Raw genomic sequence first — 14,862 nt, 5'->3', positions numbered from 1 at the left:
CATGGTGTAGCAACTTCAGTGCATAAGACTCCTAGTTTATTGTCAAACTAACGCCAATAAGCTATCGAAAGGAGTCTTGTAGCCCTATGTACAAAAGATTAAGTGCTGTAATGTTCCCGCTGACCGCGCTGCTGCTGATTGGTGCGCTTGTGTGGGGTTATCAGGAGAACCAGGAGAAGAATTCAATACTAATTAAGGCGGAAAACCAATATCAACGCGCCTTTCATGATTTGTCCTATCATGTGGACCGTCTTCATGGTGAGCTTGGAAATACGCTTGCGGTTAATTCTGCTTCTAACGGGATGCACCGCAAAGGACTCGTCAATGTGTGGCGGATGACCAGTGAGGCCCAAAATGAGATTAATCAGCTGCCGCTGACCTTGCTGCCATTTAGCAAAACAGAGGAGTTTCTGTCCAAAATCTCCAACTTTTCTTATAAAGCCGGGATTCGTGACTTCACTAAAAAACCTCTGACAGATGGAGAATTGAGTAATCTAAAAGCATTATATAAGAACTCGGGAGAAATCTCTAAGGATTTGCAAGAGGTACAGAATAAAGTCATTGGCAACCGGCTGCGCTGGATGGATGTTGAAACGGCATTGGCAACAGAAAATAAAGCGGAGGACAACACGATTATTGACGGTTTCAAAACGGTGGATAAACGTGTTGGCGCATACCCTGAGCTAGACTGGGGCCCTTCAGTAGCAAGCATCTACGATAAACGTTCCGTCAAAATGCTCGGAGGTAACCCCGTGACTGCCGAAGACATCAAACGTAAGGCATTGAAGTTCGCGGATGCGGGCTCCAACGCTAAAGTCGATGTTAAAGAAAATGGGAAGAACACCGAATGGCCATCCTATACGGCAACAGTTAATGGTTCGAATGAGAAGCACACCATCAGTATGGATTTCACAAAAAATGGCGGATTGCTGATCTCTTATTATGATAACCGTGAGATTGGACCTGCCAAGGTATCTATTAAAGAAGCAGTTACCAAAGCCGAGAAGTTTCTTGAGAAAAAAGGATATCCCCATATGACTGCAGTCAGTGCTGATCGTTATGATAATATCGGGAATTTGACCTTTGTGACCAAACAGAATGATGTATTGATTTATCCTGAAAAAATGACTATTCGTATGGGGCTGGATACAGGTGATACCATCGGTTTTGAGGCCAGCGAATATGTTAAAGAGCATAAGGACAACCGTCAGCTTCCAAAACCAAAGCTTACTCTTGCTGAGGCGAGAAAATTTCTGAATTCTGATTTCAGGGAGCAATACAATCGCTTGTCCTGGATTAAAAATGATGATTCCGTCGAGGTCTTGACTTACGAGTTCGGTGGAGGGGTCAATGGCTCAAAGTATCGTATTTATATTAACGCTGAGGATGGAATTGAAGAGTCTGTGGAAGAAATCAGACCTTCTTCGGGGTCTGAGGCAAAATAAAAGGGAGGGCGCATCCAGCAGTTGGGTGCGTCCCTTTTTTTTGCAATATCTATAAAATATATCTGACTGGCTGATATTCCCATGCTATAATCAGGCTTAGTGATAATTACTAAACTGATGTGGCGGTGACATCTTTGTATCCTAAAATTAACGAATATCTATACATACAGGTTGCTTCCAGTGACGCTGCTGAAGCAGAAGTTGAATATAGATCAAGAATTGCAGAGACGGAAGAAGACGCATTTCTGATTGAAATTCCTATGCAGGAGAGCAATGGTCGTCTAAAAAGGCTCTTTATGGGGGACGAGCTTTCGGTCTATTTTTTAACTGAGGGTGGCATTAAAAATTACTTTAATACTTATGTGCTGGGCTTTAAAGAAGATGTAATTCGTATGGTCAGGATTCAAAAGCCGGAGACAGATTCGATTTTCAAGATCCAGAGAAGAAGCTTTTTCCGAGTGAATGCTGATCTAGAGCTAGCTGTGAAGGATAGCCTTGGCAAACGCTTCCTGGTTCGCACAGATGATATTGGTGGCGGAGGAATCTCCTTCTTGGTGGATAACCAAGTAAAGCTGGAGGTTGGTAATAAATTGTCCTGCTGGGTACTGGTTCCTTATCGAAACGGAAGCACGGAGCATGTCAATTTTGAAGGTGAAGTAGTGCGCATTAAAAAGCTTGAGAATGGACGTCTTTTAGCCATGTTGAAATTTGTCGCTATTTCAGATTTGGAACGCCAGAAAATTATCCGTTATTGCTTCGAACGTCAGTTTGATTTCCGCAACAGATAAGCATTTTTAACAGCTCTATTAAGCTGTCTGATTTTGCACTGAAGTATAAACTGTGGTATAATTTTATAAGTCGCAGGCAATGCCTGCTTTTTTCTTGATAATATCATCAAGCATAACAATTTATGTGTGCTCCTTGATATTGCAGGAATAGTTTTCGTAACGCTAGATGCTTTTTTATGAAAGAGTGTTTGAGGAGGAATGCCCCGTTGGATAGGCAGGGTACACATACTTATGACAGAATAAACGTCGCCATCGACGGACCTGCCGGGGCAGGCAAGAGCACTGTAGCCCGATTGGTAGCCCAGAAGTTGTCTTATATCTATGTCGATACTGGTGCAATGTACCGGGCAATCACCTGGTATATGATCCAAGAAGGCATTGAACCGGAAGATCAGCAGCGAGTGAACGAGAAGGTTCACGACATGGTGATTGAACTTATTCCGGAACGAGACATTCAGAAGGTGCTGATTAATGGGGAAGACGTGACCCCACATATTCGGAGCCTTCAGGTTAGCGGCCTTGTGTCGCAGTATGCGAAGATCGAGGATGTAAGATCCAGACTGAGTCAATTGCAGCGTCAGATGGCGCTTCGCAAAGGCGTGGTAATGGATGGCCGCGATATCGGTACAACCGTGCTGCCGGATGCCGAGGTAAAGATTTTTATGACGGCAAGTGTGGAAGAACGAGCTCTCCGTCGTTATAAGGAACTGAGAGACGCGGAATCGGTGACGCTTCAGCAGCTTGAACACGATATTGCAAAGCGGGACCGTCTGGATGAAGGACGGGAGATTTCACCGCTGCGCCGTGCAGAGGATGCTATTCTTCTGGATACGACCTTAATGAATATCGATCAAGTTGTGGAGGCCATTGTATCCCACTGTAGATCTCATGTTGACGGGGAGAGAAATCATTTATGATTTATGCAATTTGTGTTGGATTGCTTCGCTTGATTTACGCAATCCTTTTCCCGCTTAAGATTGTGGGGAAAGAAAATGTGCCAAAGGAGGGCGGGGTACTGCTCTGCGCTAACCACATTAGTCTGCTTGATCCAATGACTATTGGAATTAAGCTGGACCGTCAGGTAAAGTATATGGCTAAGGCTGAACTGTTTGAGGTTCCGGTGCTTGGCTGGCTCATTAATAAATTGGGTGCTTTTCCGGTGAAACGTGGCGGCGTAAGCAAAGAATCCATAAAAACGGCCCTTAACACACTTCGTAATGGTAATGTCATGGGTATCTTCCCGGAGGGTACGCGTAACTCTGATGCCGGAGTGGCCAAGAAGGGTGCTGCTAGCTTTGCACTTCGAAGTGGCGCAGCAGTTATTCCAGCGGCTATTATCGGCCAGTATAAACCCTTTCGACGCATGGTCGTTGTCTACGGTGCTCCTGTAGACCTTAGTCAATTTGCCGGTGCGGGGAGCGAATCTCTCGAGGCTGTTACCGATGTCATTATGGATCGCATCCGTGAGATGAAAGAGACAGGTAAACCAAGTGCTAGTTAAGGGATGAGCAGAACAATAAATTTTGCTCAATGTTTTGATTAAATAACGGCATAGCCGCTATTTTTTGGAACATACTATCATCAAGTGTAAGTGGCAATATCAAGCATTGCTTGTTTTGAACTCTGCTATACGCAGGTTTAAATAAATGGGGTTTTGAATCGAGGAGGCTAATCACATGTCTGAAGAAATTAAAAATCAGGAAGCTGCGGAAAAGAATGAATCCGTAGAAGCGGTGGATTCCGCTGTGACAGAAAATAACGGAGCTGTAGAAGAAGTTGCTGCCGTTAACGAAGAAGAAGTGACTAACCAAGCTGACTTGGAAATCATTTCTCTGAAAAAAGGCGATACCGTGAAAGGAACAATCGTCAAAATCGAAGATAACCAAGCTTATGTAAGCATTGGATATAAATACGACGGTGTGATTCCAATTCGCGAATTGTCCGCAGTACAACTGGACAACGCTGCTGCAGCAGTAGAAGTTGGACAGGAAGTAGAATGTAAAGTTGTCAGCATCAACGACAACAAGGAAAGCCTTGTTCTTTCCAAACGTGCAGTTGATAGTGAAAAATCATGGGAAGATCTTGAGAAATACTTCGCTTCCCAAGAAGCTTTCGAAGTTACTGTGGCTGACGTTGTTAAAGGCGGCCTAGTAGCTGATGTTGGAGCTCGTGGATTTATTCCAGCTTCCATGGTAGAGCGTCATTTCGTTGAAGATTTCAGCGATTACAAAGGCCGTACCTTGCGTGTTAAAGTGAAAGAACTTGACCGTGAGAACAGCAAAGTAATCTTGTCTGCTAAAGAAGTTCTTGAAGAAGAATTCGAAGCTAACAAGCTGAAAATTATGGCTGAGCTATCTGAAGGCCAAATCATCGAAGGTACAGTACAACGTCTGACTCAATTCGGCGCATTTGTTGATGTGGGCGGAGTTGACGGTCTTGTACACGTATCTGAAATCGCTTGGAGTCACGTAGAGAAACCTTCTGATGTAGTATCCGAAGGTGATAAAGTACGTGTTAAAGTATTGAAGGTTGATCCTGAAAAAGGAAAAATCAGCCTGAGCATCAAAGCTGCTGCTCCAGGTCCTTGGGACTCTGCTGCTGGCGAAATCAACATCGGTGATGTTGTAACAGGCGTTGTAAAACGTCTTGTGAACTTCGGAGCGTTCGTAGAATTGCTTCCGGGTGTGGAAGGTCTTGTGCACATCTCACAAATCTCCCACAAACACATCGCTACTCCACACGAAGTATTGAAAGAAGGACAAGAAGTTCAAGTGAAAGTTCTGGACTTCAATCCATCCGAGAAACGTGTTAGCCTGAGCATCAAAGAAACTGAAGAAGCTCCAGCTCCATCTGCTAGACCTGAACGCAGCAATAGCAGAGACAGAGCTCCTAAAGAAGTTCTGAACAACCCTAACGTTTCCCTTAGCAACGAAGGCCTTAGCTTTACGCTTGCTGAACGTTTTGGTGATAAGCTGGACAAATTTAAGGGTAATAACTAATCCCTAAACGAGCTTTTGAATATACGGGTAAAGTAATCGGCGAGCCCTCGATACGGGGGTTCGCCGATTGTCTTTTTTTCGGAACCGGCAGGATTGATGAGAGTTAACATGATTGTTAGCCAATTTAAATGTTTTTTGCTATGATGAGTAACGTAAGGATGACAGGAGGAATGAATATGGCAAGACCCGTTGTGGCAATCGTTGGGAGGCCTAACGTCGGGAAATCGACGATATTTAATCGGCTGATTGGCGATAGATTAGCCATTGTAGAAGATAAACCGGGGATTACACGTGACCGGATTTATGGTATTTCAGATTGGAACGGTAAGTCGTTCAGTGTGATTGATACCGGAGGTATTGAAATTGATGGAGAAGACACAATTCTGAAATCAATCCGCGTTCAAGCGGAGCTGGCGATTGAAGAAGCGGATGTTATTGTATTTATGTGTGAGGCAAAGAGTGGTGTGACGAATTCAGATGAAGAGGTAGCTCAGATTCTGTTCCGTTCAGGTAAACCGGTCGTTCTTGCCATCAACAAAGTGGATAATATGAAGCGTGCGGATGATATTTATGAGTTCTATAGCCTTGGTTTTGGGGATCCAATCGGAATTTCTGGTAGTCACGGAACCGGACTCGGCGATTTGCTAGATGCTGTAGTTGAGCGCCTACCTGAGAAAATAGATGATGAATACGATGAGGATGTCATTCGTGTAGCTTTGATTGGCCGTCCGAATGTAGGGAAATCCTCTTTGGTCAACGCGATTTTGGGCGAAGAACGTGTTATCGTCAGTGATATTGCAGGGACAACAAGAGATGCTATCGATACTCCTTTTGAACGTGATGGGCAACGTTATGTGCTTATCGATACGGCAGGTATGCGTAAAAAAGGCAAGGTATACGAGAACATTGAGAAATACAGTGTTATGCGTGCTATGCGTGCGATTGAACGGGCTGATGTGGTCCTCGTTGTAATTAACGGCGAAGAGGGCATCATCGATCAGGACAAGCATATTGCTGGTTATGCACATGAAGCTGGTAAAGCATCTATTTTTGTTGTGAACAAATGGGATGCCATTGTGAAAGACGATAAGACTATGCAAAACTTTGAGACTAAGATTCGTGACCATTTCTTGTTTATGAGTTACGCACCGGTTGTCTTTTTGTCGGCCTTAACCAAACAGCGTTTGCAAAAACTGCTGCCTGTTGTACAGCATGTATCTCAACAGCACGCACTGCGCATTACTACACATTTGGTGAACGACGTTGTATCTGATGCAATCGCGATTAACCCTCCACCAACTGACAAAGGCCGTCGCTTGCGTATTAACTACGTAACGCAGGTTGCGGTGAAGCCGCCTACGATTGTGGTGTTCGTGAATGATCCATCGCTGATGCACTTCTCCTATGAACGTTATCTGGAGAATAAAATTCGCGCAGCGTTTAATTTCGAAGGAACACCAATCCGTCTCTTTACACGGCGCAAATCCGAAAACGAAGGTTAGGGGAGAAGAAGTGTGGCGCTTGAACTTCTGGTTATCGTTGTAAGCTATTTGCTTGGTTCTGTCAGCTTTAGTGTACTGCTTGCAAAGTTGCTAAAGGGAATTGATATCCGTCAATACGGAAGCGGAAATGCGGGGGCTACCAATACACTGCGTGTATTGGGTAAAGGTCCTGCAATATTAGTGCTGTTGCTGGATGTGCTGAAAGGGGTTGCCGCTGTATGGTTAGGAACCTGGGTCGGCGGATGGGGAACCTGGGTTCCGGCTCTTTGCGGAATCGCTGCCATCATCGGACATAATTGGCCGCTCTATTTTCGTTTTCGTGGGGGGAAAGGCATTGCTACTACGATCGGTGTTATGGCTACGCTTTGTTTATGGCCAGCGCTGCTCGCCGGTATCATCGCCATCCTGTCTATCTTTATCACACGTTACGTGTCCCTTGGCTCATTAATTTTTGTAGCACTGACACCAGTGGCTTTATTGTTGACAGGATTTACACAACCTGTGCTCTGGACCAGTATTATTATTGCGGTCTTCGCCTTCTGGCGGCACCGGACGAATATTGTAAAGATCGTAGAAGGCCGTGAGAACAAGATAGGCTCAAAAGTTAAAGGAGGGAATCGTGTTGTCTGATAAAGTTACCGTACTTGTAGCGGGGAGCTGGGGAACTGCGCTGGCTAGTGTGCTGGCTGCAAACCACTCGGAAGTTTATCTGTGGACACGCAACTCTGATCAAGCTGCCGAGATCAATGGCTCTCATACGAATAATAAGTATCTGCCTGGCATCGCTCTGCCAGCTAACATTATTGCAACTACGGATATGGAAACGGCAGTGTCCGGTTCTAAGGCGGTTGTAATTGTGGCTCCGTCTTCAGGAATGCGGCAGGTTGCTCGCAGTCTGAAGCCATTCTGGAAGGATGACATGTTATGTGTCCATGCTACGAAGGGCTTTGAGTCGGAAAGCAATAAGCGGATGTCTATCGTAATTGCAGAGGAACTGGGCTGTGACGAAGGGCAGATCGTTGTGCTCTCCGGTCCAAGTCATGCAGAGGAAGTTGTACGTCTGTGCCCTACAACAGTTGTAGTTGCTTCACCTGATGACAAGCGTAGCGCCGAAGCGCAGGAATTGTTCATCAACAACGATTTCCGTGTATATACGAATCGTGATCAGGTTGGGGTAGAGCTTGCCGGTGCTCTTAAGAATATTATTGCCCTTGGTGCAGGCCTATCCGATGGCCTTGGATATGGGGACAATGCTAAAGCAGCGCTTTTAACCCGTGGACTCGCTGAGATCTCTCGGGTGGGAGTTGAGCTTGGAGCCAATCCTTTGACCTTTGCCGGACTTGCCGGAATTGGCGATCTTGTTGTGACAGCTACTAGTCAGCACAGCCGTAACTGGCGCGCTGGGTCCATGCTTGGTCAAGGTAAGCCGCTGGCCGAGGTGCTGGAATCCATGGGGATGGTAGTCGAAGGTATTCGTACTACCGAAGCAGCTTATGCAATTTCGCTCAAACTGGGTGTGCAGATGCCGATTACGGATCAGATTTATCATGTGCTCTTTCAAGGAAGAAGCCCACGCAGTGCGGTTGAAGCCTTGATGGGGCGTGATCGTAAACCTGAGCTTGAGTCGATCTCCCAGGAAACTTGGGAGCAGTGGCATTCCTGATCCTGTTCACCTTTTTCCGCAAATTCTCATATGTTGTAATGGGGATTGACGGAGGAGGGATGAAAAGTGAGCAGAGATTTTTCCAAGGATGCATTGAACGCCATTAACAAAAAGGCGGGCAAGAACATTACGGAAAGTGCCGTCAAAAAGCTAGCCAGTACGGTAAAGCCAGGAACTACGCAGAATGAAGCCCAGCTCCGCCAGTTAATTAAGCAGGTGTCATCAATGGCGAAAGTGCCGGTCAGTGAAGCTACTGTGCAGGAGATTATCAATGCCGTTAAAAAAGGCGGCGCAGGTTCCAGCACAATGGAGTCTTTAATGAAAATGATGCTTAAAAAATAGCTTTATGTTGGGTGAGCAAAAGAAAACGGATCAATGAATGATTCCGTCGTCTTTTGCTTTTTTTTTTATATTCCTGATAATTTTCACGAAGCATAGTTTATTTAAAATAATACATAAAAAATGATGTTTTTTTACAGAAAAGGATAAGGTCATGATATAATAGTCCCTAATAAATTACAGGCGAATGGGGGCTTTGACCATGGATCCGATGACAAAAATGTGGTTATCCCTGATTGCGATGCTGATTATGGGATTATCAGTATTTCTTATAACTTTTGCTCGGAGCAAAACCAAGGGATTGCTTAAGGCTGTACTGTCTATACTTGCTTTTGTCATCATGTTAGTGGGCCTATTGGGCGGAGTTGTTTCAATTATGTAAGCAGTTACATAGTGTTGAGGAAGGAAGTAACATCATGAAATCACAAAAAGGAGTTACCGTTGTATTTCAACCAGAAGGCCGTAAAGCTGTTGTGAACCGTGGCATTTCGTTATTAGAGGCTGCTCGTAAAGCAGGAGTGCCAATAACAACTAGATGCGGAGGCAAAGCAGGCTGTCTGATGTGCAAGGTTACAGTCGCGAAGGAAGAGGCTGCTGCAGTAAGGCCTCCCGGTGATATTGAGCGGCGTAAGCTTGGATCGGCCTTAGAAGAAGGAACGCGTCTGGCCTGTCAGGCTGCCGTATGGAGCGACGTAACCGTTCAGGTGCCGGAAGATCCACTGAAGGCTGCGGTGCGCCGTAAGCTTGAAGCAGCGCGGCGTGGGGAAGAAGATGAGCTGTGGTAGCGTAAGAATGTCACCGTGGGAGGGACTCGGTTGGAGTTTATAGGATATAAAATGAAACTGAAGGCAGGGGCCAAGATTTTGCTAGGGATGGTATCGCTCGCGCTTACGCTTTCGGGCTGTCTATACCCAGGTGAAGAGAAGCGGGCTAGTGTTAATTATCGGGAAAGTGTTAAACGGATACAAGCAGCCGTTGATGATTATCAACAGGAGGAAGGGGTACTGCCCATTCTTAATGCGGATGAAACTACTCCAAGGTATGAGAAGTTTCGTATCGACTTGGGGAAGCTGAATAATAAGGGATATTTGGATGATATACCGGCTACCGCTTTTGAGCAGGGTGGAAGTGCTTATTTTCTTATTTTGAATGAGGAAATTGATCCTGTGGTGAAGGTGATGGACCTTGTTACGGTTCAAAAGGTGAATGACGTGCAACGACAGGTTAACCGCTATAAATCAGCTCATGGCGGCAACCTGCCTGTGCTTGATGAGCTATACCCCGGATTGTATACCATTGATCATAAGCAGGCGGGTACAAGCTCTATAACGTTAACTAGTGTCTATTCCGGTCAAGTTCTTGACTTTATCATGGATAAGGATGGAACTGTCTACGTAGATTATGTTTTTGATATCATGGCTGCCGTCGATAAGAAGGGTGGAGAGCGCGACAAGAATCAGGACTTGCGACTGGATCTGGAGGAAGCTTCATATTACGTTCCCGTGAAGTCTTTGCCGTATCTATGGATTAACAATCAGCCAATCCCGCAGCCTCCAAGTTAGAGTGAAAGTTTAAGAGCGTCTAAGCTTCGGTTTTATCCGGGGTATTAGGCGTTTTTTTGTTTATATCCTTTTACACCAAGTCCTGTAATCTCAGCATCCACTAAAAATAGTTCTATCAAAGAATCCTAGCTCATAAGATGGATGAGTAAGCTTCCGGGCGTCAGACGCCTTGCGGCGCGCAGACTTAACTTTTTTGAAATTACATTGGGAAATGCGCGAATACGGGTCATAAATTCGTTCCGGATACATATGATGATACTAGTCCAAATGCATGTCCGAGCATTCGGAGTTTAGCGCGGGGCAAGTACGTCCCGGTCGAAAGCAGCTAGGCTTCGGGCGGGCATACGATAAGTCCGGTTGATGTCCTGCAAGGGTCAGATTACCGGCGGAACGCGAAGTCGATGCTCTTCAGGCATTTTTTCTTCGGAGTAATATGAGGAGGGGATCTCTTTTGGAAAAAGTGGATATTTTCAAGGACATTGCCGAGCGTACCGGCGGAGACATTTATCTTGGCGTCGTCGGCGCGGTTCGCACGGGGAAATCGACATTTATCAAGCGCTTCATGGAAACAATTGTCCTGCCAAACATCACGAATGAGGCTGATCGAGTAAGAGCTGTGGATGAGCTTCCGCAAAGCGCAGCAGGCAAAACGATTATGACGACAGAACCGAAGTTTGTGCCTAACAACGCAGTCCAAATCAAGGTTGCGGAAGGGCTTGAGGTTAATGTTCGTCTGGTAGACTGTGTGGGTTACGCTGTAGAAGGTGCAAAAGGCTACGAGGATGAAAATGGACCACGAATGATCTCTACACCTTGGTTTGAAGAGCCTATTCCTTTTCAGGAAGCGGCAGAAATCGGGACACGTAAGGTTATTCAGGAGCATTCAACGCTAGGTGTAGTGGTAACAACAGATGGTACGATTGCAGAAATTCCGCGGAACTCGTACGTGGACTCTGAAGAGCGCGTCATTGCAGAGCTGAAGGAAGTGGGTAAGCCATTTGTGCTTGTCATTAACTCCACCCGGCCACGCAGTGAGGAAGCGCAGCAGCTCCGTAACGAGCTAGCCATCAAATACGATATCCCAGTTATGACGCTAAGCGCCGCAAACATGAGCGAAGATGACGTAACTGGTGTGCTGCGGGAAGTGCTTTATGAATTCCCAGTGCATGAAGTAAATGTAAACCTGCCAAGCTGGGTTATGGTGCTTGGAGAAAACCACTGGCTGCGTAGTAGTTATGAGAACTCCGTTCGCGATACGGTAAAAGACATTCGCCGCTTGCGGGATGTTGACCGCCTCGTATCTCAGTTCACCGAATATGACTTTATTGATAAAGCTGGCCTAAGTGGTATGAACATGGGTCAGGGCGTAGCAGAGATCGACCTGTATGCTCCAGAAGAGCTGTACGATCAAGTTCTGATGGAAGTGGTCGGGGTTGAGATCCGCGGTAAAGATCATTTGCTCCAGCTTATGCAGGAGTTCTCGCATGCGAAACGAGAATACGACCGATTCTCAGAAGCATTGGAAATGGTCAAGACTACAGGTTATGGTATCGCGGCTCCATCCTTAGCCGAAATGGCGCTCGACGAGCCAGAACTGATACGTCAGGGCTCTCGCTTCGGGGTTCGCTTAAAGGCTACTGCACCGTCCATTCATATGATTCGGGTGGATGTGGAGTCTGAATTCTCGCCAATCATCGGAACGGAAAAGCAAAGCGAAGAGCTGGTTCGTTATCTGATGCAGGACTTTGAGAATGATCCTATTAAGATTTGGGAATCCGATATTTTTGGCCGCTCCCTGCACTCCATTGTTAGAGAAGGCATTCAAGGCAAGATAGCTATGATGCCGGATAATGCACGCTACAAGCTGCAAGAAACGCTTGGCCGCATTATTAACGAGGGTTCCGGCGGACTTATTGCAATTATTCTCTAAGCTGAATATAAATAAATTCAAAGAGTGGGAGAAATCCTGCTCTTTTTATTTGTATATATCCTAAAACTTGATTCCTAGTTCCTATAATAACGGTGAATCTGACTCAATTATTCTGATGAAATAAAGACCTAAACTGCTCCTATAGGTCTAACAAATTAGATCGAATTTAGATAAATATGCACGGATAGATGATAATTTCTGCTCCTTTTTTGAGTAACAGCTTGAATTTATGGATGGGCTGTATTACTATAAGTTTGTTGCGCTTCAAGGTCTAAGGGCGCCAAAGTTAAGTTTTAAACGGGATTATCACGTATATTTTACGTTGAAACGGAAACAGTGTATGATACCGGAGAATTTACTCAGGGAGGTGAGAAAACATGAATAAATCAGATTTGATCAATGTAGTTACAGAAGCAACTGAACTTCCCAAGAAGGATGCTACTAAAGCTGTAGATGCGGTTTTCGAAGCAATTACAGAAGCACTGCAAAGCGGTGATAAAGTACAACTGGTTGGATTCGGAAACTTTGAAGTGCGTGAGCGTTCTGCACGTAAAGGCCGTAACCCGCAAACTGGTGAAGAAATCGAAATTCCTGCAAGCAAGGTACCGGCATTCAAACCCGGTAAGGCGCTGAAAGACGGAATCAAATAAAGATTTCTACATACCTATCCCATAGTCTTTTAAGAACAACTATGCCGCCCTCCAAGGCGGCATTTGTTTTTTGAAATACTATGAACTGTATAATAGGTTTAGAGGAGGATGAGTGATGATGGATAAAAATACGGGTACTACTCCGCTTCCAACGGGCAGCGACTATATTGTGGTTAAAGCTAAAGATAATGGCGTTCAGGTCATTGGGCTAACCAGAGGTACAGATACACGTTTTCATCATACAGAGAAGCTGGATAAGGGCGAGGTATTGATTGCCCAGTTTACTGATCATACCTCAGCGATGAAGATTCGCGGTAAGGCTGAAATATGGACAAAGCACGGACAATTGGAAAGTGAAAGCTGAAAAGCAGGCATAGCCTGCTTTTTTTCAAAATATAGTAAAGATAAATGATCGTATTAGCTAAGAGGGGAATTATGGATAAGGAGGCGTGTTCATGAACAAGGCCTGGTGGGTCGGAGCCGTATTACTCTTGACTGCAACCTCTGCTGTAATATTGCCCAAAGTGGCAGATATGGATTCTACCTTACAGCAACGCAATGGTGCAGTAGAGACTTTTACTGGCGGCCATAACACAGTGCTAGACAATGATAATCTTGTTGATGTTCTTGGCGCACTTCCATTGACCTTATCCATTGATAGCGTAGGCTGGGAGGATCACGTTCTGTCACTGGATTTAAAAGTGAGCGGAAATGATCATGAACCCCAGGAGCTTTATCGAAATATGGCGCAGGCTATTTCTTTTGCTTTTCAAGAAACCTCGAATGTGGATCAGCTTTTGCTGCGTATCGTGGTCATGGATAAATGGCTGGATAGCCGCCGGCTGCTGCTAGCAGGGGATATCAGACGCACGGAGTGGTCGGCTGAACTCCAGAATGAACTTCAGTCTGCGGGTAATCTCCCCATATCCGAGCGACTCAAGACGGGCTTCCGTATTAGTGAGACTGAGCTCTGGAAGAAGCAGTTCATTTATCCTTGAGAAGAATAAAAGAAACTCAGTCGTACCACAGTGCGTGACAAAAAAACATGTGATATAATAGACAAGATTGTGAACAAAGGAATTATTATTAATGTCAATGGCTTCGGAGGCTGAAATGAAACCGTACTGCATACCGCAACTGGCAAAACCCTACACCGACTACGACATGATTCAGAAGCATACGGATTTGCCGCCGTTTTCTGATGGCCGGGGTCATTTGTTATATATTTTTCTAAACCATGGATCTTCTGTTAAAGGAAATGCTGGTGAGTTGTATACGCTCGTAACAGCACTTATTCAACTTGGACTAGATACACATGAGGTAATTGACCGCTCGAATGATAGACGCGGTGGAGATCCTATGCGTTCCCGTCAATTAAAGGTATTGGCTGGCGATTATTTCAGTAGCTGGTTTTACCATCTGCTTGCAAAGAGTGATCAAATTGAGATGGTTGGAATCTTGAGTAAGGCGATTGCTGATTTTAATGTCTTGAAAGCGAACCTCTATGTGAAGATGAGAGGAATCCGTCTTTCGGCTGAACAATACTTGAGGCACATGGTACAGCTCAATATGCGGCTGTTCCTTTCTTTTACGCCCATGATCGAGAATTCCTTAGTGGAGTTGTGGGAGAAGTTATTGACAGAATTCAGTCAGTGCGAAACTGTTGCCATAGAGCTTCAGCGTTGTGATAACCTTGAGAATGCTAGCAATGGTTATTGCTACTGGAAGATGCTGGAGTCAGCGACAGAGGAAGAACGCAAACAGCTTCAAGACCAGAACCTTGATCAGAAGGACTGGAAGATGCTGAAGATGAAATATAAATGTGATTCTCTGCTGACGGACAAGCTCCATCAGTCGATTCAGTCGATTCAGGGACTATTACAAAGCGTTAAAGACGAAAGCCTGCTTAGAGAGCTTGAGATAGCGCTGGATCGTATTCTCCTGCAGATGAAAGTCTCAGGACAAGCAGCCGTGGAGGGTTAGT

The 14,862-nt window shown here is 45.3% G+C and carries 17 protein-coding genes; all 17 read left to right on the top strand.

Annotated elements, in window-relative coordinates:
- Positions 1 to 86: 86 nt before the first annotated feature.
- The 17 genes from ypeB to MKZ16_RS21990 all read left to right on the top strand — a co-directional run bounded on the left by ypeB (position 87) and on the right by MKZ16_RS21990 (position 14,861).
- Positions 87 to 1,445: a germination protein YpeB gene (ypeB, locus tag MKZ16_RS22070; RefSeq protein ID WP_076104441.1), complete on the top strand. Its 1,359-nt coding sequence runs from the start codon at positions 87 to 89 to the stop codon at positions 1,443 to 1,445.
- Positions 1,446 to 1,579: 134 nt separating this feature from the next.
- Positions 1,580 to 2,233: a flagellar brake domain-containing protein gene (locus MKZ16_RS22065; protein WP_036676209.1), complete on the top strand. Its 654-nt coding sequence runs from the start codon at positions 1,580 to 1,582 to the stop codon at positions 2,231 to 2,233.
- 206 nt (positions 2,234 to 2,439) lie between these two features.
- Positions 2,440 to 3,150 carry a (d)CMP kinase gene (cmk, locus tag MKZ16_RS22060; protein WP_339814714.1) on the top strand — a complete coding sequence of 237 codons (711 nt, stop codon included), beginning with the start codon at positions 2,440 to 2,442 and terminating at the stop codon, positions 3,148 to 3,150.
- Positions 3,147 to 3,734 carry a lysophospholipid acyltransferase family protein gene (locus tag MKZ16_RS22055; RefSeq protein WP_036676211.1) on the top strand — a complete coding sequence of 196 codons (588 nt, stop codon included), beginning with the start codon at positions 3,147 to 3,149 and terminating at the stop codon, positions 3,732 to 3,734. Before cmk ends, MKZ16_RS22055 begins: the two co-directional genes overlap by 4 nt.
- Positions 3,735 to 3,909: 175 nt before the next feature.
- Positions 3,910 to 5,232: a 30S ribosomal protein S1 gene (rpsA, locus tag MKZ16_RS22050; protein WP_170914203.1), complete on the top strand. Its 1,323-nt coding sequence runs from the start codon at positions 3,910 to 3,912 to the stop codon at positions 5,230 to 5,232.
- 176 nt (positions 5,233 to 5,408) lie between these two features.
- The gene (gene der / locus MKZ16_RS22045; protein WP_036676212.1) at positions 5,409 to 6,734 is read left to right on the top strand and encodes a ribosome biogenesis GTPase Der; all 1,326 of its coding nucleotides are present in this window, start codon (positions 5,409 to 5,411) and stop codon (positions 6,732 to 6,734) included.
- Between the two features lie 12 nt (positions 6,735 to 6,746).
- The gene (gene plsY, locus MKZ16_RS22040) at positions 6,747 to 7,364 is read left to right on the top strand and encodes a glycerol-3-phosphate 1-O-acyltransferase PlsY (protein ID WP_036676213.1); all 618 of its coding nucleotides are present in this window, start codon (positions 6,747 to 6,749) and stop codon (positions 7,362 to 7,364) included.
- Positions 7,357 to 8,397, top strand: coding sequence for an NAD(P)H-dependent glycerol-3-phosphate dehydrogenase (locus MKZ16_RS22035; RefSeq protein ID WP_036676214.1), 1,041 nt, complete (start codon positions 7,357 to 7,359; stop codon positions 8,395 to 8,397). The genes plsY and MKZ16_RS22035 overlap by 8 nt, the downstream gene beginning before the upstream one ends.
- Before the next feature lie 66 nt (positions 8,398 to 8,463).
- Complete coding sequence (locus tag MKZ16_RS22030) at positions 8,464 to 8,739, top strand: stage VI sporulation protein F (RefSeq protein WP_038572437.1); 276 nt, start codon at positions 8,464 to 8,466, stop codon at positions 8,737 to 8,739.
- 199 nt (positions 8,740 to 8,938) lie between these two features.
- Positions 8,939 to 9,118: a DUF2768 family protein gene (locus tag MKZ16_RS22025; RefSeq protein ID WP_036676218.1), complete on the top strand. Its 180-nt coding sequence runs from the start codon at positions 8,939 to 8,941 to the stop codon at positions 9,116 to 9,118.
- 34 nt (positions 9,119 to 9,152) lie between these two features.
- Positions 9,153 to 9,521: a 2Fe-2S iron-sulfur cluster-binding protein gene (locus MKZ16_RS22020; RefSeq protein WP_036676220.1), complete on the top strand. Its 369-nt coding sequence runs from the start codon at positions 9,153 to 9,155 to the stop codon at positions 9,519 to 9,521.
- Positions 9,522 to 9,551: 30 nt separating this feature from the next.
- Positions 9,552 to 10,298, top strand: coding sequence for a DUF3939 domain-containing protein (locus MKZ16_RS22015; protein ID WP_256715457.1), 747 nt, complete (start codon positions 9,552 to 9,554; stop codon positions 10,296 to 10,298).
- A 451-nt stretch (positions 10,299 to 10,749) separates the two neighbouring features.
- Positions 10,750 to 12,228: a stage IV sporulation protein A gene (spoIVA, locus tag MKZ16_RS22010; protein WP_036676222.1), complete on the top strand. Its 1,479-nt coding sequence runs from the start codon at positions 10,750 to 10,752 to the stop codon at positions 12,226 to 12,228.
- A gap of 377 nt (positions 12,229 to 12,605) precedes the next feature.
- Positions 12,606 to 12,878: an HU family DNA-binding protein gene (locus MKZ16_RS22005; protein ID WP_036676223.1), complete on the top strand. Its 273-nt coding sequence runs from the start codon at positions 12,606 to 12,608 to the stop codon at positions 12,876 to 12,878.
- Positions 12,879 to 12,993: 115 nt separating this feature from the next.
- The gene (mtrB, locus tag MKZ16_RS22000; protein ID WP_051490908.1) at positions 12,994 to 13,242 is read left to right on the top strand and encodes a trp RNA-binding attenuation protein MtrB; all 249 of its coding nucleotides are present in this window, start codon (positions 12,994 to 12,996) and stop codon (positions 13,240 to 13,242) included.
- A gap of 91 nt (positions 13,243 to 13,333) precedes the next feature.
- Positions 13,334 to 13,876, top strand: coding sequence for a hypothetical protein (locus MKZ16_RS21995; protein WP_038572433.1), 543 nt, complete (start codon positions 13,334 to 13,336; stop codon positions 13,874 to 13,876).
- A 115-nt stretch (positions 13,877 to 13,991) separates the two neighbouring features.
- Positions 13,992 to 14,861 carry a heptaprenyl diphosphate synthase component 1 gene (locus MKZ16_RS21990; protein ID WP_036676391.1) on the top strand — a complete coding sequence of 290 codons (870 nt, stop codon included), beginning with the start codon at positions 13,992 to 13,994 and terminating at the stop codon, positions 14,859 to 14,861.
- Position 14,862: the final 1 nt, after the last annotated feature.

Origin of the sequence: Paenibacillus sp. FSL R5-0928 (assembly GCF_037970385.1) — a bacterium.
Lineage (GTDB): Bacteria > Bacillota > Bacilli > Paenibacillales > Paenibacillaceae > Paenibacillus_AQ > Paenibacillus_AQ odorifer.
The sequence above is the reverse complement of the archived record's forward strand: the minus strand, read 5'-3'. Positions and strand labels throughout refer to the sequence as shown.